We start from the raw sequence: 25,058 nt of genomic DNA on the forward strand, positions 1-25,058 counted from the left end.
TTAACATTTGGGTTGTTGGTTATTGGTCATTACTCTGGCCAGGCGGCCTCCGGGGGAGCACCATCGCTTTTCCCCCTCATCTGTGTTATATTATAGCCTATGAAGGTAGTTTGCACGAACAGGAAGGCCTATCACGAGTACCACATCGAGGAAAAGTTCGAAACGGGGATAGTCCTTACGGGCACTGAAGTCAAGTCACTCAGGGAAGGCAGGGCGAACCTCAAGGAGAGCTACGCCAGAGTGAAGGGCGGCGAGGTATTCGTCGTGAACGCTCATATCAGCCCGTATTCCTGTGGAAATATATACAACCATGAGCCGAAGAGGACTCGCAAACTGCTCATGCACAAACGGGAAATAATGAAGCTCATCGGCAAGGTCAAAGAGAGGGGATATACGCTGATCCCCCTTTCCCTTTACTTCGATAGCAGAAACAGGGCCAAACTGGAACTGGGACTGGCAAAGGGGAAGACACTTTACGACAAAAGGGAGGGAATCAGGCGCAAGGACGAGAAACGTCTCATGGAACGTGAGGAAAGAATACGATGACGGGGGCGACTGGCTTCGACAGGGAAGTGAGGGTCAGAGAGGCATGCCGGGTTACTGCTTACCCGTACCCAAGCGGAACTAAACATAACTGCAGACTCTTACGAGTACGCACTAGCTGCCTAAAGCAGCTACATCATCCGGATCTTCTTCCTGCTTCTAGGTCCGTGTATGGTGTCATCTTAGCAGGATAGTCCGGCGTAACGCCTATAGCGCCGGGCGAAACCTTGTAGGCTGGGGCAGTAAGGAACCCGTCAGCGGGTGTTTTGCTGTCCGAGAACTAGTACGCTGACTAAGCATGTAGTCTGTCTGAAGCCTTCTTTTCTGGACGTGGGTTCGATTCCCACCGCCTCCACCATATTTCTTTCGTTCCGGGACCCCGGTTGACCGGCCAGCGCTATTTTGATACCCTGAAAGGACCCCATGCAAAGACAATCCGGCTGGAGATCAAGATCAAAAGAAGAGATAAAAGAGATATTCGCCTTCGCCGAAGGCTACAAAGGTTTCCTCGACGAGGCCAAGACTGAACGGGAAGCCGTCAGATATATAACCGACGCTCTCGTAGATGAGGGCTTTTCCAGGGATTTCTCAGGGGACCGGGTCGTTGCCGTTAACCGTGCAAAGGAAGTGATGGCTTTCGTCCGGGGAAGCGGCGATATCTCGGAGGGGCTCAATATCGTTGTCGCCCATATCGACGCACCGCGGCTGGACCTCAAGCAAAACCCCCTCTATGAGGATGTTGACCTGGCGCTTCTGAGGACCCACTATTACGGAGGCATCAAGAAATACCAGTGGGTTGCGGTTCCGCTGGCCATACATGGCGTGGTCGTGAAGGCGAACGGTGAATCCGTTGATGTGTGCATAGGCGAGAAGGAGGACGATCCTGTTTTCCTCATCGACGACCTGCTGCCCCATCTCTCCAGAAAGATACAGGACGAGAAGAAGCTTGCCGACGCGATCGACGGTGAAAAGCTTGTCGTTCTCTTTGGGTCACTGCCGCTTACCGGGGCGGAAAAGGAACCGGTCAAGCAGTATGTGCTCAAAATGCTCAATGACTCCTACGGTATGACGGAGGATGATTTTATCACCGCGGAACTGGAGGTGGTGCCCGCCTTCAAGGCAAGGGATGTGGGCGTTGACCGCAGCATGGTTGGCGGCTACGGTCAGGACGACCGGGTTTCGGCATACACTCTCCTCAAGGGTTTGTGCGCCGCGAAGGACCCCCGCAGGCACTGTCTCGCCATATTCACCGACAAGGAAGAGATAGGCTCCGAAGGTTCTACCAGCATAAGATCCACTTTTATCCATGTATTTCTCGACGACATACTCGCCGGGATGGGAGTGAAGGCCGACGAGGCCCTGATGAGGAGGATCCTTTTTCGCTCAAAGGCGCTTTCCGCCGATGTGAATGGGGCAGTGAATCCCACCTTTCAGGAGGTCCACGAAAAGCAGAACGCCTGCTTTCTTGGCCGGGGGCCGTGCGTGACCAAGTTCACCGGGCACATGGGCAAGGTCGGCGCCAGCGACGCAAATGCCGAGTATGTTGCCGAGATCGCCAGGCTTTTTGATAAGGAAGGTGTAATCTGGCAAACAGGCGAACTGGGAAAGATCGATGAAGGCGGTGGGGGGACAGTGGCAAAACACCTCGCCGTTTACGGCATGGACATCATCGACTGCGGAGCGCCCCTTCTGACCATGCACTCACCCTACGAATTATCGAACAAGCTCGACATCTTTGAGACGTACCGGGCCTTTCAGGCCTTCTTCAAGGCGTAAAGAACGGAGGCACCAAGCGAATGACTGATTTAGAACATATAGATATACCTGATATTTTACCTCTTCTGCCGGTACGCGACATGGTAATGTACCCGAGCGTCCTGCTGCCCCTTTTCGTTGGGCGGGACATGTCCATCAACGCCGTCGAGAAGTCCCTGTCCCAGGACCGTCTCATCGTGGTAGCGGCGCAGAAGGACCTCACCGATGAAGACCCTCTGCCCGAGAGGATCTACACGGTAGGTGTCGTGTCGCAGATCATGCGCATGCTCAGGCTCCCCGACGGAAGGGTGAAGGTGCTCATCCAGGGCTTGAGGAAGGCAAGGATCGAAGAGTACATTCAGGAGACCCCTACCTTTCTGGTCAGGTTGACCCCCGTGGAAGAGCCCATCATCACGGAGATCACCCTGGAGATAGAGGCGCTCATGCGCTACGTGAAGGAAGAGATGGAGAAGGTGGTCTCCATGGGCAGGATGGTCCCTCCCGACATCCTCATGGTCCTCGACACCATAGACGAACCAGGACGGCTCGCGGACATAGCTGCCGCAAACCTGGGGTTGAATGTCGACAAGGCCCAGGAGGTTCTGGAGATCGTCGATCCCGTCGAGCGCCTGAGGAAACTCTCGGAGATCCTCGGCAAGGAGATCGAGCTCCTCAACATGCAGGCGAAGATACTCTCCCAGGCCAAGGAGGAGATGTCCAAGTCCCAGAGGGAATACTTCCTGAGGGAACAGATGCGAGCCATCCGCACCGAACTCGGCGAGGGCGACGAGCGCACCGAGGAGGTCGAGGAACTGCGCAAGCGCATCAAGAAGGCAAAGATGCCCAAAGAGGTGGAAAAGGAAGCCAAGAAGCAGTTGGAACGTCTCGACATGATGCACCCCGACGCCGTTGAATCTACGATGGTGAGGACATACCTGGAATGGCTCGTCGAACTCCCCTGGAGCAAGTCGACGAAGGACAACATCGACATAAAGAAGGCGCGGGGGATCCTGGACAAGGATCACTACGATCTGGAGAAGGTAAAGGACCGCATTCTCGAGTTCCTGAGCGTCATGAAGCTCAAGGCCGACATGAAAGGTCCTATCCTGTGCTTTGTCGGGCCGCCGGGTGTCGGCAAGACATCGCTCGGCAAATCCATCGCACGGGCGATAGGCCGCAAGTTTTCCCGTATATCGCTGGGCGGTATGAAGGACGAGGCGGAGATCCGCGGCCACAGGCGGACATATGTGGGTTCCATGCCGGGAAGGATCATCCAGTACATAAAGCTTGCCGGGACGAACAATCCTGTTTTCATGATGGACGAGATTGACAAGATCGGCAACGACTTTCGCGGGGACCCCGCAAGCGCGCTCCTCGAAGTGCTCGACCCCGAGCAGAACAACGCCTTCAGCGATCACTACCTCAATGTTCCCTTCGATCTGTCGAAGGTCATGTTCATCACCACCGCCAACCAGATGGACACCATCCCGTCGGCTCTTCGTGACAGGATGGAGGTCATCGATATCCCGGGATATACGGAGCAGGAAAAGCTGGAGATAGCGAAGCGCTACCTCATCCCCAAACAGCTTTCCGAAAATGGTCTCACGAGCGCCCGGCTGAATATAACCGACAAGGGGATGGAAAAGATCGTGGGGGAGTATACCCGGGAGGCGGGACTGAGGAATCTCGAAAGGGAGATAGCCATGGTTGCCCGCAAGGTAGCCAGAAGGGTGGCGGAGGGCGACAAGAAAAAGGTGGTCGTGACGCCAAAGAATCTCAACGATTTTCTGGGGCCCGTCAAGTATCTGCCGGACAGCCAGACGGAACAGGACTACATAGGTGTGGCGAGCGGTCTTGCCTGGACGGAGTTCGGCGGTGATGTCCTCTACGTAGAGGCTTCCTGCCGCAAGGGCAAGAAGGAACTGACCCTCACGGGGAACATGGGCGACGTGATGAAAGAGTCGGCCCAGGCCGCCCTGACATATATCAAATCCAAGGCGGAGGTCCTCGGCATCGGGGGAGGCATTTTCGATGACCTGGAAATGCACATACACGTCCCCCAGGGCGCAATCCCAAAGGATGGCCCGTCAGCCGGCATTACCATGGCCGTCGCCATGATAAGCGCCATTACCGGGCGCCCCATCAACAGAAAGATAGCGATGACGGGAGAGATCACCCTGACCGGCAGGGTCCTTCCCATCGGCGGCCTCAAGGAAAAGACCCTTGCCGCCCTGCGCAACCGGATGGAAAAGGTCCTTATACCCCACGAAAATGCTCATGAACTGGTCGAGATACCCAGCTATGTGCAGAAGAAGATCACCTTCCTTTCCGCGAAGACGATGGACGATGTCGTTGAGGCCATTTTTGGAAAAAAGGTATGAGGTATGAAGGAGGCTTCGTTCTATGAAAAAAAGGACGAAAAGACCCTGCATTGCTTTCTGTGCCGCCATAATTGTGTCATAGCCGATGGGAAAAGGGGTGTATGCGGCGTCAGGGAGAACAGGGGCGGCACACTCTACAGTCTTGTTTATGGTCTTCCCTGCGCTTATCATGTCGATCCCATAGAGAAAAAGCCCCTGTATCATTTTTACCCCGGCTCGCGCGCCTTCTCGGTGGCTACGGCGGGGTGCAACTTTCGCTGTCTTCATTGTCAGAATCACGACATTTCCCAGGGTCCCCGCGAGGAGAAGAGGGTGTTCGGTGAGAAGGTCACGGCCGGGGAGATGGTCACGCAAGCCGCAGCAGCACGATGCAACAGCATCTCTTACACCTACACCGAGCCGACCGTTTTTTTCGAATATGCCTTTGATATAGCCCGCATCGCCCGGGAAAAGGGGATAGCGAACAATTTCGTGACCAACGGATATATCGAAGAGGCCCCTCTTCGGGCCATCGCACCCTATCTCGACGCAGCCAACATCGATCTGAAGGGCTTCAACGAATCGTTTTACAGGGACATCTGCGGGGCGAAGCTTTCCGGGGTCCTCGATACGATACGGCTGCACAAGGAACTCGGGATCTGGATAGAACTGACGACGCTTATCATACCGGGACACAACGACAGCGAGGAAGAATTGAGGTCCATAGCACGATTCATCGCAAAGGACCTCGGTGTGGAAACCCCCTGGCATGTCAGCGCCTTTTATCCCACATACAAACTCCTTGATGCGGCGCCGACGAGTCCGCAGAGCCTTGCACGGGCCCGGCAGATAGGCATCGATGAAGGGCTCCGCTATGTCTACCAGGGCAATATACCTGGTTCCGGGGGAGAGGACACCTATTGCCACAACTGCCACAAGACGGTCATAGGGCGTTACGGGTACGCGGTCACGGAGTACAATCTGAAAGGCGGCGACTGCAAGTTTTGCGGCAGCGCTCTTGATGGTGTAGGTCTTTGACCAGTCGCCCCATCATTGGGGCGCAAGAAACTTCTTGATATAAAATCAGGAACTTAATTTAATATAGAATATTCCAAATTCCAGACGGTGCGACGAAGGGGGGAGGCATGCGTTTCTTTCAGAATATCAGGATAGGCAAACGTCTCGGCATTGGTTTCAGCGTTTTCATGATCATCATAGTGCTCATGGCCCTGCTGGGTTTCAAGATCATTCACGGCGTGGACAGTAAAGCGGGTCATATCGTCGAGACGGCCCTCGAGAAGACGGTCCTTGCCAATACGGTCATGGGGGTGATCTACAAGGCCTACAGTTCGATGGGCGTCATTGCTTTCACCACTGACGGCGCAGTCATCGAGGCGGAAAAGGAGAACCTCTCCCGGATGCGGCAGGCCTATGGCGCCGCCCTGGGCAGCCTCGAGAAGCTTGAACAGGACCCGAAGGGGAAAGAGATCATCACCCGCTACAAGGCACTGCACGAGAGGGCGCGCGATTCAAACGACAGGCTCATCGAATATGCGACGAACAAGGAGCATGCGAAGGCGATCGAGGTATATCTCAACGACAGCAAGGCTGTGTCTAAAGACATGATCACAAGCCTGCAATCCATCATCCGATACCAGGAGGACAATGTCCGCGGCCAATTCCTTTCGATACGCCAGGACAACAAGCGCTATACTGTTGTCCTCATCGTCTTCGGCATATTCGCGCTCCTTCTGGGCATCATCCTTTCCATCACGATAACGCGAAGCATCGTTGTCCCCATCAGGGGCAACACGCGGGCCGTCAGGGCCATGGCGAAGGGAAATCTCACCATCGAGGTCCCCACGGACAGAAAGGATGAGTTCGGCGACGAAATGAAGGCGGCCAAGGAGATGGTGGAGAAGTGGCGCGAGGTCATCGGCAATCTCAAAGTGGCCGCGGCCAGCATCTCCTCCGCGGGTGTTCAACTCAGCGCCAGCGCAGACCAGATGTCGAAGGGCTCCGGAGAGCAGGCCAACAGGTCATCCCAGGTCGCGGCGGCCTCCGTGGAGATGTCACAGACGGTCGTGGACATCGCGCGGAACACGAACAGCATAGCGAATTCCGCTGCGAATGCCGCGAAGATAGCCAAGGAAGGGGAAGAGATCGTCAACCAGGCCACCAGGGAAGTGGAAGAGATAGCCCGGACCGTCGATGGCTCCGCCGAGTCGATAAAGACCCTTGGCGAGCGTTCGAACCAGATAGGCGCGATCGTCAACGTCATCGACGATATCGCGGACCAGACGAACCTGCTGGCGCTCAATGCTGCCATTGAAGCCGCCCGTGCAGGTGACCAGGGCAGGGGTTTCGCGGTCGTCGCGGACGAGGTGCGCAAGCTGGCGGAGCGGACAGCAAATTCGACCTCCGAGATCGGCGGCATGATCAATGCAATCCAGAACGATGTTGAACGGGCGGTGATGACGATGAACACCGTCGCAAAAAAGGTCGAGACAGGCGTCGATCTTTCCGGAAAGGCGGGAGACTCTCTCCGGGTCATCGTGGCAAGCGTCGACGACCTTCTTGGAATGGTGCAGCAGATCGCATCGGCAACGGACGAGATGAGCGCCACGTCGGAGGAGATCAACCGGGACATTGAACAGATCGCGGCCGTCTCCCGCGAGACATCGGTGAGTTCGGAGCAGACCGCTCAGGCGTCGGGGGAACTGGCGAAGCTCTCAAGCGATCTCGAAGATATCGTCAGCAGGTTCAGAGTGTGAGAACCCGGGAGAGAGAGTCGGGCAGGCAATAACTTTTCCAATTTCTATTTTCCCTTGCAACCTTTTGTTTTCACAGAAGAAGGAGCTTCAACGCATTTGAGGCCGGTATTGTGAATTTTTTCCTATGTTTCGTTGACAATCGAAATAGAAAATGTTTAATATAGAAAGCCAATCCATACCGTTCCAGGTAATTATGGTTATTTATTATTCATCTCAAAGGAGGTCATAGATGAGTGTCAAAAAAGGGTTAAGCACCGCACTATTATTATTGATGTTTATGCTTGTCGCCTTGCCGGCGTTTGCCGGTGAAGCGGACATCGTACTGCCGGATCTTTCGACGGTAACGTTTAATCTCTTCGGCAGTGCCGTGAGCGGCGTAAGCATCATGTATTTCGGTATCATCATTTGCTTTGTCGGGCTGATCTTTTCCGTCATGCAGGCAAAACAGACGAAGAACATGCCTGCCCACAAGTGCATGCTCGATGTTTCCGCGGTAATCTGGGAAACATGTAAGTCCTATCTCGCCCAGCAGGGCAAGTTCCTCTTCATTCTCTGGGTACTGATCGCGGTCTGTATGGTGTATTACTTCATGGGATTGTCCCATGCTCCTTTTGGCAACATGGCCATCATCCTTGTTTGTTCCATCCTCGGTATCCTCGGTTCCTACGGAGTTGCATGGTTCGGCATGAGGATCAACACCTGGGCAAACTCGCGGACGGCCTTTGCGTCCCTTCGGGGCAGGCCGGTTGAGGTCGTCAACATCCCGCTGACCTCGGGAATGAGCGTTGGGCTCCTCCTGGTGAGCGTTGAGCTTTTCTTCATGATCTGCATCCTTGTTTTCCTTCCGAAAGAACTCGTTGGCCCCAGCTTCATCGGTTTTGCCATCGGTGAGTCTCTTGGCGCCAGTGCACTCAGGATCGCCGGCGGCATCTTCACGAAGATCGCCGATATTGGCAGCGACCTCATGAAGATCGTCTTCAAGCTTCCCGAAGACGACCCGAAGAACCCCGGTGTTATCGCCGACTGTACCGGTGACAATGCCGGCGACAGCGTCGGTCCCACCGCGGACGGTTTCGAGACCTATGGCGTTACGGGCGTTGCCCTGGTAGCCTTCCTCGCCCTGGCGCTTGCGGCAAATCCCATGATGTCCGGCACCCTGATCATCTGGATCTTCGCAATGCGTATCCTCATGATCCTCACATCCCTTGTTTCCTATTTCATCAACAGGGGTCTCACTTCTTCTCTTTACGGTTCAAAGACAAAATTCGATTTCGAACAGCCCCTTACCAACCTGGTGTGGATCACGTCGATCGTTGCGATCATCGTTACCTTCTGGGCGAGCTACATGCTCCTCGGAGAACTGAGTGCCAGTCAGTACCCGGGGCTCTGGTGGGCACTGGCCGTCATCATCTCCTGCGGTACCATCGCCGGCGCTCTGATCCCTGAGTTTACCAAGGTCTTTACGAGCACCAAATCCCGCCACGTTCAGGAAGTTGTCAGCGCGGCACGCCATGGCGGCGCGTCCCTTGACATTCTCTCCGGTTTTGTTGCCGGTAACTTCTCCGCTTTCTGGGAAGGTCTGACCATTCTCGTTCTCATGTTCATTTCCTATCTCGTGTCCCAGCATCCTTCGATCGTCGCCCTTATGCCGGCGAAGTTTGCATTTGCGGCACCGGTTTTCGCTTTCGGTCTGGTGGCCTTCGGTTTCCTCGGCATGGGCCCCGTGACGATCGCTGTTGACAGTTATGGCCCTGTTTCGGACAACGCGCAGTCTGTCTACGAGCTTTCCAGGATCGAGGCAGTTCCGAACATAAAAGCAGACATCAAGAAGAATTTCGGTTTTGATCCGAACTTTGACGTGGCAAAAGATTATCTCGAAGAGGCGGACGGTGCCGGGAACACCTTCAAGGCAACTGCAAAGCCCGTTCTCATCGGTACCGCTGTCGTCGGTGCGACCACCATGGTCTTCGGTATCATCATTCTCCTCGAGAACATGTACGGCAACGTTGTGGCCCATTTGAGCCTTGTCCAGCCTACAATTATTCTTGGCCTCCTCATGGGCGGCGCCGTCATCTACTGGTTCACGGGCGCGGCAACGCAGGCTGTCACCACCGGTGCATATCGCGCCGTTGTGTTCATCAAGAAGAACATCAATCTTGATAAGGTGGAAGCCTCCATCGAGGACAGCAAGGAAGTCGTGAAGATCTGTACACAGTACGCCCAGAAGGGCATGTGGAACATCTTCATCGTTGTCTTCTTCATGGCCCTCGCGCTCTCCTTTTTCAACCCCTACTTCTTCATCGGCTATCTCATCGCGATTGCATTCTTCGGCCTCTATCAGGCCATCTTCATGGCCAATGCCGGCGGCGCGTGGGACAATGCCAAGAAGATTGTTGAAGTCGACCTGAAGGAAAAGGGGACGGCGCTTCACGAAGCAGTGGTTGTCGGCGACACCGTTGGCGACCCCTTCAAGGACACCTCTTCGGTTTCCATGAACCCCGTTATCAAATTTACGACTCTCTTCGGTCTCCTTGCAACGGAGATCGCGGTGACGATTCAGTCTCAGACATTGAAATCCGTCCTCGGTGGCATCTTCTTCCTCATCGCCCTCATTTTCATCTACCGTTCATTCTACGGAATGAGGATCGGTGACGAGACGCTGGAGTAGAAAAAAGACGCAGTTCAAGACAATGAGAAAGGCGCCCCGAAAAGGGCGCCTTTTTTTTGCGGAAAAGTTTCTTATTTTCGAAAACGGGTCGTATGGGTGCAATAGGCCTTATGAGCGCTGCGGGCCTGTAGAAGGAACGTTGTTCGTTAGGGTTTGTAAATGGTGAAGGTTGTTTCGTCTTTGGCGAGGGGGCTTCGCAGCCAGTGGGCGCTGCCAGGTTTACATTTTTTGTGTCGCCAGGTCCTGTTGCCCACGTAGAGACCCTCATTCTCTTTTATGCGCTGGCCGCAGACATAGCAATAATCCTTTTTAAGCTCGTCGAAGAGGGGTTCAGTGTAGTAGAGGGCTTTTTTCTTAGCGGGCACGATCTTTCCTTTATGTGCAAGAATACCCGAAGAACGAAGCAATTGCAAGGACTAACGGGGGCCAAGGGTCAACCCGCAAGTGAGGCATCACGGAAGATGCGTCGCGGTAAGAATTGAATTGACAGGTCGGTCGACCGACATTACGATTATAACCATGCCGGCGGGAAATATCGTCACCATTCTTGAAAAGATCGGGATGCTTCTGGAGATAAAGGGCGAAAACCCGTTCAAGTCCCGTGCCTATTTGAACGCGGCACAGACGGTGTCGAAGAACGTTGAGGATCTGGACCGGATCGTCTCTGAGGGACGGCTTCGGGAGATCAAGGGGATTGGCGAGGCAATTGCCGCAAGGATCACCGAATACATGGTTACGGGAAAGATCGATTACTATGAGGAGCTCAAAAGCGAGGTCCCCGAATCGCTTCTCGAACTCACCGGGGTTCCGAATCTGGGGCCCAAAAAAATAAAGGTTCTTTTCGAAGAGCTGCACATTACGAATGTGGGTCAACTGGAATATGCCTGCCGCGAGAACCGTCTTGTGAACCTTCCCGGTTTTGGCGAGAAAACGCAGGAAAAGATCCTGAAGGGCGTCGAATTTATCAAGAGACACAAGGGGGAGCATCTTTTCGGGGATGTTTATCCCGATGCGGCCGCCATTCGCGATAGGCTTAGGGGGTTGGTTTCCTCGGGTCTTGTTGAGGTCTGCGGGAGCATCCGCAGAAGAAAGGAGGTCGTCAAAGACATGGACATCCTTGCGGCAGGGGACGACAGGGAGGCGATATCGCTGGCGTTCACAACCCTTCCCGGCATCGAGGAGATCTACCTTGCGGGTGAAACGAAGACGTCCTGCCGACTTATCTCGGGGGTCGATGCGGACCTCCGCGTGGTGAGTTTTGCTGAATATCCCTGCGCGCTGCTCTATTTCACGGGCAGCAAGGAACATAATGTGCACCTCAGGGGCATCGCGAAAAAGAGAGGCCTGAAGCTCAACGAATACGGATTGTTCGATGGCGACCGGCCCATCGCTGTCAGCTCCGAAAAAGATGTCTATCAGGCGCTGGGACTAGCATACATACCGCCGGAGATGCGCGAGGACATGGGAGAGATCGAAGCCGCCCAATCGGGGATGCTCCCCGAACTCGTTGAAGAGTCCGACGTGAGGGGGGTCTTCCATATCCATACCGATTTCAGCGATGGCTCCGATTCTGTGGAAAATATGGTCGAGGCGGCGAGGAAGCTGGGATTTTGCTACCTCGGCATATCCGATCACAGCAAGAGCGCCTATTATGCGGGGGGCCTCAAGAAGGACGACCTGTTCAGACAGTGGGAACACATTGACGGCCTCAACGAAAAGTGGGAGGATATCCACATATTCAAAGGCATTGAGAGCGACATCCTGCCCGACGGGAGTCTCGATTACGACGACGACATCCTGAGACATTTTGACTTTGTCATTGCCTCCATCCACTCGAACTTCAACCTCAAGGGCGATGAGCAGATCACCCGGGTCATAACGGCCATGGATAACCCCTGGATGACGATGCTGGGCCATCCCACGGGCAGATTGCTCCTGTCGCGGGAGGGCTACGGTATCGACATGAAGACCGTCATTGACGAGGCCGCAAAGCGCCATGTGATCATCGAGCTCAACGCGAGCCCTTACCGGTTCGATATCGACTGGCGGCATTTGCCATACGCCAGGAGCAAGGGCGTCATGATCTCGATCAATCCCGACGCCCACAGCACCGCCGGACTCAGCGAGGTTTTCTACGGTGTTGGCATTGCCAGAAAGGGGTGGCAGGAAAAGAAGGACATCCTCAATACCCGAACCAGGGAAGAAGTAGAAAAGGTCTTTCAAAACCGGAGGCGGCGATAGACCGCTGCAGCCGCCTGGATCGCCCGGGCGCCGGGGAAGGCTCTTCCTTGTCGTCATACCGGACTTGATCCGGGAGCCAGAGGTTTTTCTATCCCCGCATATTTCCTGGATTCTCGCTCGCGCGGGAATGACGGATGGGCAGGATATTCTTTTCCCTTGGACACTCCCCGGCGTAAGTGGTATAAATGATACATTCTAATTGTCCTGAATTCTGACATGAAAAAAAATATTGCCCCTGTCTTGAATAAACTCCAGGAAATGCACGGTGAGCCCCGGGTGGAGCTTTCCTATACGAACCCGCTTGAACTCACCATTGCGACGGTTCTTTCCGCCCGATGCACCGACGAAAGGGTCAATGCGGTGACGGAAGGCCTCTTCAGAAAATACAAAACGGTGAAAGACTACCTCAACGCCCCGCCGGCCGAGCTTGAAGAGGACATCCGGCCCACCGGTTTTTACCGGAACAAGGCGAAGAGCATAAAGAACATCGCCGGTGAGCTTCTCGAGAGATTTCAGGGGAAGGTCCCCGATGATATAGACACCCTTGCGACTGTGAAGGGGATAGGCAGAAAGTCGGCCAACATGATAGTCGGCCTTGCATACAGCAAACCGGGCGTTATCGTGGACACCCACGTGGCTCGCTTTGCCGGAAGGCTGGGGCTGACAGCAGGCAAAGACCCCGAAAAGATCGAAGAGGACTTGAAAAGGGAGGTGCCTATGCCCTGGTGGATGGCTTTCTCTCTTCTTTCGATACTCCACGGGAGATATGTCTGCAAGGCGAAGAAACCCGACTGTTCGCCCTGTCTCCTGCGTGAAGACTGTGATTATTACTCCATGGGAGGAAGATAAGATGTTTGATTCGGAAAAACTGACGGAGAAGCAGATCCAGGACTTGAACGAACTGTCACGACTTGCCAGGGGCGATATTATAACCATGACCCGTTTGGCCGGTACAGGCCACCCCGGCGGGTCCATGTCATCCCTCGACCTTTACCTGACCGTCTTTTCCCAGGCGGATCTCACGGGGGAGGACGCCGACCAGATCGTGATAAGCCACGGCCATACGTCCCCGGGGGTATATGCAAGCCTTGCCCGTCTCGGCCATATGCCCATCGAAGAGGTCGTTGCCTTTTTCAGGAAGACGGGCAGTCCCTTCGAAGGCCACGTGGTCAACGGCATACCTTTTATCAGGTGGTCTACCGGCAACCTCGGTCAGGGCCTGTCGGCCGGCGCAGGTTTTGCCATCGCCTCGAAGATGCGCGGCAGTTCGTCGCACGTGTACGTCTTTATGGGCGACGGTGAACAGCAGAAGGGACAGATCTCCGAAGCGCGGCGGCTTGTCGTGAAATACGGCCTTACGAACATAACCGTTCTGGTGGACTTCAATAGACTGCAGATCAGCGGCAGCACCGACGTCATCATGCCTCAGAACATCGTAGAGAACTACCTGTCTGACGGATGGGATATTATCGAGATCAACGGCCACGATCATCAGGAGATATACGGTGCCATGAAGAAGGCCAGGGCAGTCGAGAACCCGGTGTGCATCATCGCCAACACGGTCATGGGCAACGGGGTCCCTTTCATGGAGAACAAGGAGAAATTCCATGGCAGCCCCGTCAGCGAGGCGGAGTACAAGGAAGCCATGGGCATCCTCGGTCTGGAGGACAAACTCGACTATTACAGGGAAAAGAGAAAGGGAAAATGGACGTTCCAGCTGTCTCGCGAGGAATACGACCTTCAGATCGATGCCGGTGCGCCCTTCACATACCAGGAATCCGACAAGGTCGACAACCGCAGTGCCTTTGGGAAGGCGTTAAAGGACATGGGGGACAAGAACATCCCTCATGGACGCCCTGTAAGCGCTTTCGACTGCGATTTGGCAAGCTCGGTCAAAACGGCCGATTTTGCGAAGGCCTATCCGGACTATTTCTTTCAGGGCGGCATCCAGGAGCATAATACGGCGACCGTGGCGGGAGCCCTGTCGGCCAAAGGCGTGCTCACCTTTTTTGCGGACTTTGGTGTCTTCGGCATCGATGAGACCTACAACCAGCAGCGCATAAATGACATCAACGCCACGAATCTGAAGACGGCCATCACCCACGTGGGCCTTGACGTCGGTCCCGACGGAAAGACCCATCAGTGTATCGATTATATCGGTCTTGCCCGCGGGATGTACCGGGCAAGGACGATCGTTCCCTGCGACCCCAACCAGACGGACCGGGTCATCCGCTACGTGGCGGGAAGGCCGGGAAATTTCTTTGTCGGGATGGGGCGCAACCGCTGGCCGGTTATGTACGGGAAGGATGGGGAAGCCTGCTTTGCCGGCGATTACCTTTTCGAATACGGAAAGATGGACCTCATGGCTGATGGAACGGACGGTGCCATCATAACCTATGGAGGACTTGTTTCAAAGGCACTTGCCGCAAGAGAGAAGCTTACCGGGACGGGAAAGACCTTTGCGGTGGTGAACATGCCCTGCGTGGACGAGGCCGACGAGACCATGATGGCAAAACTGGCCGCTCTGCCCTGCATCGTTACCTATGAGGACCACAACGTCAAGACCGGAATCGTTCCCGTCATCACCGGATCTCTCCTGAAACTCGGATTCAGGGGCGCCTTCATTTCCCTTGGTGCCACCTCCTACGGGGCATCGGGCGATACGGACGAGGTGCTGGCAAGTCAGGGTCTGGATGTGGAAAGTGTGATCGCGATAATACTAAAGACTTTAAAGGAAAAATGACCAATTATCCGTTGCCCTGGTCATTAGCTTAAAAAAAGGGGTGTGCTGTGGAAGACATCAAGGGGATGTACAAGAAGATCGTCAAGGACAATTTTCCTGACACCATCAAGATAGATCTCGGTGGACAGGTGCTTATCTATAAGAAAAAGGTCTGGAACATCTTTGACGCCGACGAGAAATGCGATGTCGAGCGGGGTTTGCGTTACGGCGAGAATCCCGATCAGCCATCCGCGATGTACCAGCTGATAAACGGGAATATCACCCTGGGCGATGCAAGATTCTTCGACGCCGAAACGGGCCTTGTGAGCAGGGTTACCGAAAAGGACATGCTGCAGGTGGGGAAACACCCGGGGAAGATCAACCTGACGGACGTGGACAATGCCTTGAATATCCTGAGATTCCTCGATCAGAAGCCGGCCTGCGCCATCATGAAGCACAACAACCCCAGCGGAGCGGCATACGGCCCGACATCAGCGGAGGCCTTCGAAAAGGCCTTCTGGTGCGACAGGATAGCCGCCTTCGGAGGCGCTGTCGTATTCACCAGGACCCTCGACATAGAAACAGCCAAAGCCATGGTGCCCTATTACTTCGAGGTGGTCTGCGCCCCGGATTTTGAGGGCGGAGCCATAGACATTCTCAAGAAATGGAAGAACCTTCGGCTTATGCAGATCAAAGAGATAGAGCGCCTCAGCGCCTTCAAGACGAAAAGAACGATAGACTTCAAATCGCTCATGGATGGCGGGTTGATCATGCAGGAATCGCAGCCCTTCAGGATCAAAGGGAAGGATGACCTGAAGCCAGCCGAGGCTGTCTATAAGGGTGAAACATACAAGATAAAGAGAATGCCCGCGGACGACGAATATCGCGACATGCTCTTCGGCTGGTACGTGGAATCGGGGGTGAGCTCCAATTCCGCGCTTTTCGTGAAGGATGAGGCAACCGTTGCCATAGGCACGGGAGAGCAGGACAGGGTGGGCGTTGTCGAGATCGCTGTTTTCAAGGCCTACAAGAAGTTCGCCGACACCGAGGTCTTCAGGAAGTACGGGGTGCCCTATGCGGTCTTCAAGCTTGAAGCCTCCCGGGGCCAGAGGGACATGAAGGACCTCATTGCGATCGACATCCACGCGCGTGAACAGAATGCGGGGCTCCAGGGTTCCGTTATTGTCTCCGACGGTTTCTTCCCCTTCAGGGACGGGGTGGATGCCGCCATTAAGGAAGGGGCCCGGGGCGTTATTCAGCCCGGTGGCTCGGAACGCGACTACGAGGTGATAGAGGCCTGCAACGAGCAGGACGTCACAATGGTCTTCGCCGGCCAGCGGCTTTTCAAGCACTAGGCGATCTGCGGGGGACGGGAAACGATGGGTATGCAATGAAATATCTTGTGATAATCGGCGCGATCATTATCCTGTATGTCATCATAAGGGTGTCGCTCAAAAAGCATTTCTAGGGTTCCGGAGTCACAGAAAGACTATATGTCTCAGGCCCCGAATCCCAGCGTTTTTCGCGCACCCGCGGCTGGATCCATCTTCCTCAATTCCCAATTCCGGTCCATCTTACCCCTTGATCCAGAATCCCGGATCCGGTGTTTTCTGTGAAAACACCAAGCCTTTTGTGTTGACAAAGTACTGAAAAAAAATTAAAATTGTGAAAACAGTTACAAATTCCTACAGCCATCGGAGGTAATAAATGAGACCGTATTTTGAAAAAATGCAGGAATGGAATAAGCCGGTTAAGGTGAACGCCAAGAACGCTGAGGAGATCAGAGCCGTTGAGAAAGAGATCGAGGAACTTATCGATAAGGCTAAAAAGGCCGGCCTGGCCCAGGAGACATTGAACAAACGAGGTGAATGGACAGTTCACCAGAGATTGGAATACATTGTCGATCCCGGAACATGGGCTCCGCTCCACATGCTGTACGATCCCATGGATGAGGAATCAGGGACAACCGGTGTTGTGGACGGTCTCGGCAGGATTAACGGAAGATGGTGTGTGATCATCGGTTTTGACAACAAGGTCATGGCGGGCGCATGGATTGCGGGCCAGCCTCACAACATCCTGAGGGTCACGGATATCGCGAAAAGACTGCATTGCCCCCTCGTATGGCTCGTCAACTGCAGCGGCGTGAAGCTTCCCGAGCAGGAAAGGATGTATGCGAACAGGCGCGGCAGCGGCACAACGTTCTTCCGTCATGCCGAACTCAATAAACTGGGCATTCCGGTACTCGCAGTTATTTATGGGACAAACCCCGCAGGCGGCGGCTACCAGGGCATCTCTCCGACACTGCTTCTTGCACACAAAAACTGTAATATAGCTGTCGGCGGCGCTGGCATCGTCAGCGGCATGGCACCGAAGGGCTTCTTCGATGAAAATATGGCCGAACAGATAATCGAAGCCACCAAGAAATTCAAAGCCGTGCCTCCCGGCAGGGTTGAGATCCACTACGACCATACAGGTTTCTTCCGCGAAGTCCATCCGTCGGAAGAAAGCCTCCTCGATTCATTGAAGACCTGGGTCACGAAGCTTCCTTACTACGATCCGGGTTTCTTCAGGGTCGCAAAACCGGCGGAGCCGAAGTTCCCGGCGGAAGACCTCTACAGCATCGTGTCATTCAACCAGAAGATGGTGTACGACGCGGAGCAGTTCATGTCCCGCCTTGTCGATAACAGCGAACACATGGAATTCCGGCCCGGGTTCGGCCCCGAACTCTACACGGGTCTTGTCAAGGTCGATGGCTTCCTCATCGGCATAGTCGCGAACCGGCAGGGTATGCTTCCCAAGGGTTACCCGTCATATGCCCCGTACCCCGGCATCGGCGGCAAGTTCTATCGTGAAGGCCTCATCAAGGTCAACGAGTTCGTAAGCCTCTGCGGCAGAGACAGGGTCCCCATGATCTGGGTTCAGGATACATCGGGTATCGACGTTGGCGACATCGCCGAGAAAGCGGAGCTCCTCGGCCTCGGCCAGGCGCTCATCTACTCCATCGAACAGAGCGACCTTCCCATGATGACCATCGTTCTGAGGAAAGGCACCGCAGCCGCCCACTACATCATGGCCGGCCCGCAGGCAAACAACAACAACTGCTTCACCCTCGGCACGGCGACGACGGAGATCTACGTCATGCACGGCGAGACCGCGGCAGTTGCCAGCTTTGCCAGACGCCTCGTAAAAGAGAAAGACGCAGGCAAGCCGCTTGGGCCGGTTATCGACAACATGAACAAGACCGTCAAGCATTACTACGACATGTCACGGCCTTCCTATTGTGCGAAGAAAGGCCTTGTCGACGAGGTCGTGAAATTTGCAGACCTCAGGAAGTATTTCGTAGCATTTGCGAACTGCGCCTATGCTAACCCGAAATCGATTTGCCCGCAGCACCAGATGATCCTCCCCAGGGTTATCAAGGGCTAATCTTACGAAGAGATAGAGATCAGGGTGGATATGCATTCCACCCTGATTTTTTGTTTATGAAGTTAACCGATTAGTCGTAACCGTTGACTGATTATTGGTGAATAGCAGTCGGGGGGCCAGCAGGAATGAAGAACAGACTCGCATCGATGCTGAAGGAGATACGGGGACAGGGCAATTACCGGAGCATACGCTACGTTCGCCCTCTGTGCCCCGCTACGATCGTCCATAATGGCAGGGAATACCTCAATCTTTGTTCCAACAGCTATCTTTCGCTTCACCTCCACCCGGCAGTGATGGAAGCGGCGAGGTCAGCCGTCGCAGATTACGGCACCGGCACCTGTTCATCACGAAGCGTATCGGGGAGCATCGACCTTTACGAAAGACTCGAATCGGCCGCCGCCCGCTACAAAGGTTACAGGAAGGGTCTCATATTTCCCACGGGCTACATGGCAAATATCGGCATAGTGTCAACGATTCCAGGCAAAGGGGATGTAATTTTCACCGACGAACTGAATCATTCCAGCCTCATTGATGCAATGCGCCTTTCCTATGCGAAAAAGGTCATCTACAGGCATCGGGACACGGGCGATCTGGAACGAAAACTGAAGAAGCACGCGGCGCGGGGCAATTCCTTTGTTATCACGGAATCGATCTTCAGCATGGACGGCGATATGGCCCCTCTGGCGGAGATCATGGAACTCAGGGACCGGTACGGTTTTTACGCCATCGTCGATGATGCCCATGGAACGGGTATCTTCGGAAAAGGGGGAAGCGGCGTCGAGGAGCACTGGCGCCTCAAGGGGGCGGCGGATATCCACATGGCCACATTCGGCAAGGCCATGGGGTCTTTCGGCGCCTTTGTGCTTTCCGACCCTGTCGTCATAGACTATCTTGTCAACAGGGCGCGGACCTTCATGTACACGACGGCCCTGCCACCCGCCGCTCTGGCGGCGTCGCAGGCGGCACTCGACCTTGTCAACGGGAACCTGTCTTTTAAGGATGAACTCTGGCACAACATCGATTACATGCGATCAGGGCTCCTGGGCGCCGGTTTCGACCTCAAGGAGAGTGTGGGCCCCATCATCCCCATCGTTGTGGGGAAGGACGCCGATGCTGTGAAAATGCAGAAGATGCTTATGACAAAGGGTTTCTTCCTGCAAGCCATCCGGCCTCCCACGGTCCCCACGGGTACATCGAGACTGAGGCTCACCGTGGTGAGAGGTTTTTCGCAAGAGCAAATGGATTCGGCCATCGAAGCGATAACGGCGGCGGGAAGGAGAATGAAACTGGTCCCCTGACGGGGACCGTTAGAACTGTTAGAGCGGAAGGAACCAGAAATGGCTGCAGCAGCTTGAATCGCTTGACAGGCTGTTGACAAAGTTGGTTTTCGAGTCTGACTCGTGTTATGTCGTCCTTCCGGCGAAGGCCGGAATCCAGGAGATACGCGGGGCTAAGGAAAACCTCTGGATCCCGGATCAAGTCCGGGATGACGATACAGAGGGCTTTATCGACGACCTGTTGAGTGGATAGAGATGAAAGAAGGAAGACGAAAGAGGTATATCGAAAGACCGGAGAACAAAGGCGAAAGACGGTTTGAAACGAAAAGCAGGAGAGATGAATTCTTCTAACGTTCAAGCGGCTCAAGCGGTTTGAACGATTTTCTATATCCAGAGGAGCAAAAGAGCATGTACAGCAGCGAGGAACTCAAAGATTGGGATAAGCGTTACATCTGGCATCCCTTTACCCAGATGATGGATTACATGGACAGCGAGCCGCTCATCATCGAACGCGGCGAAGGCTTCTATCTTGTGGATGTCGAAGGAAGGCGCTACATCGATGGTGTCTCTTCATTGTGGGTTCTCGTTCATGGACACGGCCGCAAAGAGCTCACAGATGCCATAGAAAGGCAATCGAAGGAGCTGTGCCATTCGACGCTCCTTGGACTTGCCAACGTTCCCGCCGTAGTTCTGGCAAAGCGCCTTGTTGCGATCGTGCCGGGAAATCTCCAGAGGGTTTTCTATTCGGATAGCGGGTCGACGTCCGTGGAGATCGCGATCAAGATGTCCTATCAGTACTGGCAGCAAAGGGGAGAAAAGAAAAGGAAACGTTTCATATCTTTCACGAACGGCTACCACGGAGACACCATAGGGTCCGTGAGCATCGGCGGCATCGACCTTTTTCACAAGGTCTACAGGCCTCTTCTCTTCAGGTCGTACAAGGCGCCGTCTCCCTATTGTTACCGCTGTTCCCTGAAGCTTGAGCGGGGTTCCTGCGGTATGGCCTGCGTGGAAGAGTTTGAGCGTACCGTGAGGAAACACAGGGACGAGGTCTGCGCCGTCGTTATCGAACCGCTCGTGCAGGGGGCGGCCGGGATGCTCACCCAGCCGGATGGTTTCCTGGGAAAGGTCTGGAGGATAGCAAAGGACAACGGGCTTCATTTCATCACCGATGAAGTGGCCACCGGGTTCGGCCGCACGGGAACCATGTTCGCCTGTGAACAGGAAGGGATCAAACCCGATTTCCTCTGTCTCGCCAAGGGAATCACGGGGGGATACCTGCCGCTCGCGGCGACGGTGACGACGAAAGAGGTCTTCGACGGCTTTCTCGGACGGTTCGACGAATGCAAGACCTTCTTCCATGGCCATACTTACACGGGTAACCCGGTGGCGTGTGCCGTCGCCCTCGAGAACCTGGCGATCTTCGAAAGGGAACGCACCATAGAGCTGATGGCGGACAAAATAACCCTGCTTGCCGACGAACTGAAGCGCTTCTCAGATCTACCCAACGTGGGGGACGTCCGGCAAAGAGGTTTTATGGTCGGCATTGAGCTTGTAAAGAGCAGGAAGACCAGGAGGCCTTATCCAGCCGCTGCAAAGATGGGCCAGAAGGTCACCCTGGCGGCGAGAAAACGGGGCGTTATAATCCGGCCCCTCGGGGACGTCATTGTCCTTATGCCGCCCCCCTCAATAGACGCCCAAACTCTCAAGGAGCTTGTGGACGTCACATACGACTCCATAAAAGAAGCAACCGGCGCGCCCTGAGGGCACGCCGGCCGGCTGGTTTCCATTCCTGGTTCTTTTCAGACGGAGAATTCCCTGACGACGCCTTGAAGGCTGACGGACAGGCGGGCGAGTTCATCGGATGCGTGCGAGACCTGGCTCGACGCGGACGATGTTTCCTTTGATATGGTGGCGATGGAGTCGATGTCCTTGCTGATGCCTTCTGATGTCGCCGTCATCTCTTCCGTCGCTGAAGCGATCTGCTGGACCATTAGCTGCAGGTCGTCAACCTTGTTGACAATATTGTTGAGGGCTTCGCCGGCCTGCTCAGAGAGGGCGGTGCCTGAGGAAACCTTCTTCTTCACGTCTTCCATTGCGTCCACAGCCCGGTTGACCTCTTTCTGGATGTTGCCGATCATGTCGGCGATCTCCGCCGTCGAGTTGCCGGTCCTCTCGGCAAGTTTCTTGACCTCATCGGCGACGACGGCAAAGCCACGTCCGTGCTCGCCGGCCCGTGCGGCCTCGATGGCCGCATTGAGTGCCAGAAGATTGGTCTGGTCGGCAATCTCATTGATGACGTTGACGATCTCGCCTATCTGCTTGGAAAGCTCGCCCAGGGAGCGGACCATCGTTGCCGATGCATCGACGGTGCTCGCTATCTCCTGGACCTCCCTGACAGCCATATCAACAACTTCTTTACCGCTGCGGGCGACTGCGACGGTCTCCTGGCCCGATACGGCTATATTGCCGGTATTGCGGGCCACGTCGACCACGGTCTGGCTCATCTCTTCCGAAGCCGTTGCCACCTGAACGGACATCTGCGCCTGTTCGTCGGAGCCCTTCGACATCTGGACGGCGCTGGCGCTGAGCTGATGGCTGGCGGAGGCGATATTGTCCGAGGACGTGTTTATCTGGTTCACGACGCCTCGCCACTTCTGGACCATATTGCTCAGCGATTGGAGAAGAGCGCCCATTTCGTCCCGGCTTGTCACATCGACGTCCACCGTAAGGTCTCCCTCGGCAAGCCTGTTGGCCACGTTCATGCCTGCCTCAAGGGATCTCGTTATCGTCCTCACGACGAAAAAGGTTCCCGCGGCGATGAACATCATTATGACAAGGGAGATGATAATGAAGACCATCCTTGCGTTGGCGGTCTCCTTTGTGAGTTCGTTGAAGCCGGTCTCCATCCTGTTCTCACTGAGCTTGACGAGCTGTCTGAAGAGGCCGTCGATGGTTGTCGATATCGTGCTCGTGTGTTCCGACCATATCGCAGACGCCTCGTCGTTCTTCCCTTCCATGGCAAACTTCGCGAGCTTCACATTGTGTTCCTTGCCCTGGGTCAGCTGTTCTTTTATCGCCGCAAGGAGCTTCTTGAACTCTGCTTTCGTCTTCGCGTCGTCGACGCTCGCCAGAACGCCCTCGATCTTCTTGATGGCCTCCCCGTATGAGGCGCGCGCCTTATCTATCTTTCCCTTTTCCATCTCTTTGAGAGCGGGGTCCCTGGTAAGGGCCATACTCAGCATCGACTTGTCTATGGTGTCCACGGCGTCCTTGACCTGTTTGAAGACCACGATCCTCCCGTAATTGTGCTTGACGATGTTGTCCACCGACCGACCCGAGCGATCGAGATAATAGTAGCCTAGAGCGCCGAGGATAAAGATGAGGATCATGAGTGTGGTGGCGCCAATTCCGAGCTTGGTGCTGATCTTGAGATTGCTGAGCATGGTGTCTCCCTCCTGGGGGGTATTTTAGGTTCAGGGCAGTCGAACCGCCCGCCGGTTTCCTGTCAACGTGCCTCGATACATAGTTACTTTATCGGCAAACAGGGTGCATAGTTAATCCCCGAGCCTTCCTGTGGGCCGACAAAGACCCCGGTCCCGCGGCGTCGTGTAAGGTAAATCCGCTGTGATATCGAGCAGGTGCGGTTGCACGGCCGCCCCCCGGCTTTTTTATTAAAATATTTTTAGACTATCGCTTGACATCCTCCGGAAAATAAGTATACTTATGCTTGCTTCAAGGTTGAACATTGTTCTTTGAAAATAGTAATTAAATAGCAGGTCCACGTCTAATTCAGAAATTTGTTGTAAAGTTCAGGTTTGTTTTGAGAGTTTGATCCTGGCTCAGAACGAACGCTGGCGGCGTGCCTAACACATGCAAGTCGAGCGAGAAAGTTCCTTCGGGGACGAGTAGAGCGGCGGACGGGTGAGTAATACATAGGTAATCTACCTTCGGGCTTGGGATAACCCCGCGAAAGTGGGGCTAATACCGAATAAGACCACGCAACCATGTTGCGGGGTAAAAGGTGGCTTATTTTTTAAATGAGCTATCGCTTGAGGATGAGCCTATGGCCTATCAGCTTGTTGGCGGGGTAAGAGCCCACCAAGGCTATGACGGGTAGCTGGTCTGAGAGGACGATCAGCCACACTGGGACTGAGACACGGCCCAGACTCCTACGGGAGGCAGCAGTGGGGAATATTGGGCAATGGGCGAAAGCCTGACCCAGCGACGCCGCGTGGGCGATGAAGGCCTTCGGGTTGTAAAGCCCTGTCATGCGGAAAGAACGACCCTGTGACGCATACTCACAGGGAGTGACGGTACCGCAGGAGGAAGCACCGGCTAACTCCGTGCCAGCAGCCGCGGTAATACGGAGGGTGCAAGCGTTGTTCGGAATTATTGGGCGTAAAGGGCGCGTAGGCGGTAATGCAAGTCAGATGTGAAATACTCCGGCTCAACCAGAGAACAGCATCTGAAACTGCATAACTAGAGTACAGAAGAGGGAAACGGAATTCCCGGTGTAGAGGTGAAATTCGTAGATATCGGGAGGAACACCAGTGGCGAAGGCGGTTTCCTGGTCTGATACTGACGCTGAGGCGCGAAAGCGTGGGGAGCAAACAGGATTAGATACCCTGGTAGTCCACGCTGTAAACGGTGAACACTAGGTGTGGGAGGTGTAATACCTTCCGTGCCGTAGCTAACGCGTTAAGTGTTCCGCCTGGGAAGTACGGCCGCAAGGTTGAAACTCAAAGGAATTGACGGGGGCCCGCACAAGCGGTGGAGCATGTGGTTTAATTCGACGCAACGCGAAAAACCTTACCTGGGTTTGACATGCCGAGAACCCTGATGAAAGTCGGGGGTGCCCCGTAAGGGGAGCTCGGACACAGGTGCTGCATGGCTGTCGTCAGCTCGTGCCGTGAGGTGTTGGGTTAAGTCCCGCAACGAGCGCAACCCTCATCCTTAGTTGCCATCATTAAGTTGGGCACCCTAAGGAAACTGCCGCAGTTAATGCGGAGGAAGGTGGGGATGACGTCAAGTCCTCATGGCCCTTATATCCAGGGCTACACACGTGCTACAATGAGCGGCACAAAGGGTCGCAAACCCGCGAGGGGGAGCCAATCCCACAAATCCGCTCCTAGTTCGGATTGGAGTCTGCAACCCGACTCCATGAAGCTGGAATCGCTAGTAATCGCGGATCAGCATGCCGCGGTGAATACGTTCCCGGGCCTTGTACACACCGCCCGTCACACCACGAAAGCTTGTTGTACCAGAAGTCGTTGGGCTAACCCGCAAGGG

Annotated in this window: 15 protein-coding genes, 1 rRNA gene and 1 other RNA gene; 15 read left to right on the forward strand and 2 right to left on the reverse strand. The window is 54.8% G+C overall.

Annotated features, from left to right (window positions below):
- Window positions 1-99 precede the first annotated feature (99 nt).
- The 7 genes from smpB to PHC90_03065 all read left to right on the forward strand — a co-directional run bounded on the left by smpB (window position 100) and on the right by PHC90_03065 (window position 10,100).
- Window positions 100-546 (forward strand): SsrA-binding protein SmpB, encoded by a 447-nt coding sequence (gene smpB / locus PHC90_03035; protein MDD3845318.1) that lies wholly within the window; start codon window positions 100-102, stop codon window positions 544-546.
- A gap of 1 nt (window position 547) precedes the next feature.
- Window positions 548-901: a transfer-messenger RNA gene (ssrA, locus tag PHC90_03040) on the forward strand.
- Window positions 902-966: 65 nt separating this feature from the next.
- Window positions 967-2,319 (forward strand): aminopeptidase, encoded by a 1,353-nt coding sequence (locus PHC90_03045; protein MDD3845319.1) that lies wholly within the window; start codon window positions 967-969, stop codon window positions 2,317-2,319.
- A 20-nt stretch (window positions 2,320-2,339) separates the two neighbouring features.
- Window positions 2,340-4,679, forward strand: a complete 2,340-nt coding sequence (gene lon, locus PHC90_03050) for an endopeptidase La (protein MDD3845320.1) — start codon at window positions 2,340-2,342, stop codon at window positions 4,677-4,679.
- A 3-nt stretch (window positions 4,680-4,682) separates the two neighbouring features.
- Window positions 4,683-5,696, forward strand: a complete 1,014-nt coding sequence (gene amrS, locus PHC90_03055) for an AmmeMemoRadiSam system radical SAM enzyme (GenBank protein MDD3845321.1) — start codon at window positions 4,683-4,685, stop codon at window positions 5,694-5,696.
- Window positions 5,697-5,803: 107 nt separating this feature from the next.
- Window positions 5,804-7,432 carry a methyl-accepting chemotaxis protein gene (locus PHC90_03060; GenBank protein MDD3845322.1) on the forward strand — a complete coding sequence of 543 codons (1,629 nt, stop codon included), beginning with the start codon at window positions 5,804-5,806 and terminating at the stop codon, window positions 7,430-7,432.
- 229 nt (window positions 7,433-7,661) lie between these two features.
- The gene (locus tag PHC90_03065; GenBank protein MDD3845323.1) at window positions 7,662-10,100 is read left to right on the forward strand and encodes a sodium-translocating pyrophosphatase; all 2,439 of its coding nucleotides are present in this window, start codon (window positions 7,662-7,664) and stop codon (window positions 10,098-10,100) included.
- Window positions 10,101-10,246: 146 nt separating this feature from the next.
- On the opposite strand, the gene PHC90_03070 is transcribed toward PHC90_03065, so the two are convergent.
- Complete coding sequence (locus PHC90_03070) at window positions 10,247-10,465, reverse strand: hypothetical protein (GenBank protein MDD3845324.1); 219 nt, start codon at window positions 10,463-10,465, stop codon at window positions 10,247-10,249.
- A 154-nt stretch (window positions 10,466-10,619) separates the two neighbouring features.
- Between PHC90_03070 and polX the strand changes: the two genes are divergently transcribed.
- The 7 genes from polX (at window position 10,620) to bioA (ending at window position 21,530) form a co-directional block, all read left to right on the forward strand.
- Window positions 10,620-12,341, forward strand: a complete 1,722-nt coding sequence (polX, locus tag PHC90_03075) for a DNA polymerase/3'-5' exonuclease PolX (protein MDD3845325.1) — start codon at window positions 10,620-10,622, stop codon at window positions 12,339-12,341.
- Window positions 12,342-12,557: 216 nt separating this feature from the next.
- On the forward strand, window positions 12,558-13,190 hold the full coding sequence (gene nth, locus PHC90_03080) for an endonuclease III (GenBank protein MDD3845326.1): 633 nt from the start codon (window positions 12,558-12,560) through the stop codon (window positions 13,188-13,190).
- A 1-nt stretch (window position 13,191) separates the two neighbouring features.
- Window positions 13,192-15,084 (forward strand): transketolase, encoded by a 1,893-nt coding sequence (locus tag PHC90_03085; protein MDD3845327.1) that lies wholly within the window; start codon window positions 13,192-13,194, stop codon window positions 15,082-15,084.
- Window positions 15,085-15,131: 47 nt separating this feature from the next.
- Complete coding sequence (locus PHC90_03090) at window positions 15,132-16,418, forward strand: hypothetical protein (protein MDD3845328.1); 1,287 nt, start codon at window positions 15,132-15,134, stop codon at window positions 16,416-16,418.
- A gap of 352 nt (window positions 16,419-16,770) precedes the next feature.
- On the forward strand, window positions 16,771-18,489 hold the full coding sequence (locus tag PHC90_03095; GenBank protein MDD3845329.1) for a carboxyl transferase domain-containing protein: 1,719 nt from the start codon (window positions 16,771-16,773) through the stop codon (window positions 18,487-18,489).
- A 125-nt stretch (window positions 18,490-18,614) separates the two neighbouring features.
- Window positions 18,615-19,787, forward strand: coding sequence for an 8-amino-7-oxononanoate synthase (locus PHC90_03100; protein ID MDD3845330.1), 1,173 nt, complete (start codon window positions 18,615-18,617; stop codon window positions 19,785-19,787).
- A 387-nt stretch (window positions 19,788-20,174) separates the two neighbouring features.
- Complete coding sequence (bioA, locus tag PHC90_03105) at window positions 20,175-21,530, forward strand: adenosylmethionine--8-amino-7-oxononanoate transaminase (GenBank protein ID MDD3845331.1); 1,356 nt, start codon at window positions 20,175-20,177, stop codon at window positions 21,528-21,530.
- A 38-nt stretch (window positions 21,531-21,568) separates the two neighbouring features.
- On the opposite strand, the gene PHC90_03110 is transcribed toward bioA, so the two are convergent.
- Window positions 21,569-23,212, reverse strand: a complete 1,644-nt coding sequence (locus tag PHC90_03110) for a methyl-accepting chemotaxis protein (GenBank protein MDD3845332.1) — start codon at window positions 23,210-23,212, stop codon at window positions 21,569-21,571.
- A 373-nt stretch (window positions 23,213-23,585) separates the two neighbouring features.
- Here PHC90_03110 and PHC90_03115 point away from each other — a divergent pair.
- Window positions 23,586-25,058: ribosomal RNA gene (locus PHC90_03115) — 16S ribosomal RNA — on the forward strand; the annotation flags it as partial.

The sequence above is a fragment of the Syntrophorhabdaceae bacterium genome (assembly GCA_028698615.1).
Taxonomy (GTDB): Bacteria; Desulfobacterota; Syntrophorhabdia; order Syntrophorhabdales; family Syntrophorhabdaceae; genus Delta-02.

Coding starts and splice junctions, on each gene's coding strand:
- smpB (MDD3845318.1), top strand. CDS start 100: ATGAAGGTAGTTTGCACGAACAGGAAGGCCTATCACGAGTACCACATC.
- PHC90_03110 (MDD3845332.1), bottom strand. CDS start 23,212: ATGCTCAGCAATCTCAAGATCAGCACCAAGCTCGGAATTGGCGCCACC.
- nth (MDD3845326.1), top strand. CDS start 12,558: ATGAAAAAAAATATTGCCCCTGTCTTGAATAAACTCCAGGAAATGCAC.
- PHC90_03095 (MDD3845329.1), top strand. CDS start 16,771: ATGAGACCGTATTTTGAAAAAATGCAGGAATGGAATAAGCCGGTTAAG.
- PHC90_03045 (MDD3845319.1), top strand. CDS start 967: ATGCAAAGACAATCCGGCTGGAGATCAAGATCAAAAGAAGAGATAAAA.
- PHC90_03065 (MDD3845323.1), top strand. CDS start 7,662: ATGAGTGTCAAAAAAGGGTTAAGCACCGCACTATTATTATTGATGTTT.
- PHC90_03100 (MDD3845330.1), top strand. CDS start 18,615: ATGAAGAACAGACTCGCATCGATGCTGAAGGAGATACGGGGACAGGGC.
- PHC90_03085 (MDD3845327.1), top strand. CDS start 13,192: ATGTTTGATTCGGAAAAACTGACGGAGAAGCAGATCCAGGACTTGAAC.
- PHC90_03060 (MDD3845322.1), top strand. CDS start 5,804: ATGCGTTTCTTTCAGAATATCAGGATAGGCAAACGTCTCGGCATTGGT.
- bioA (MDD3845331.1), top strand. CDS start 20,175: ATGTACAGCAGCGAGGAACTCAAAGATTGGGATAAGCGTTACATCTGG.
- amrS (MDD3845321.1), top strand. CDS start 4,683: ATGAAGGAGGCTTCGTTCTATGAAAAAAAGGACGAAAAGACCCTGCAT.
- polX (MDD3845325.1), top strand. CDS start 10,620: ATGCCGGCGGGAAATATCGTCACCATTCTTGAAAAGATCGGGATGCTT.
- lon (MDD3845320.1), top strand. CDS start 2,340: ATGACTGATTTAGAACATATAGATATACCTGATATTTTACCTCTTCTG.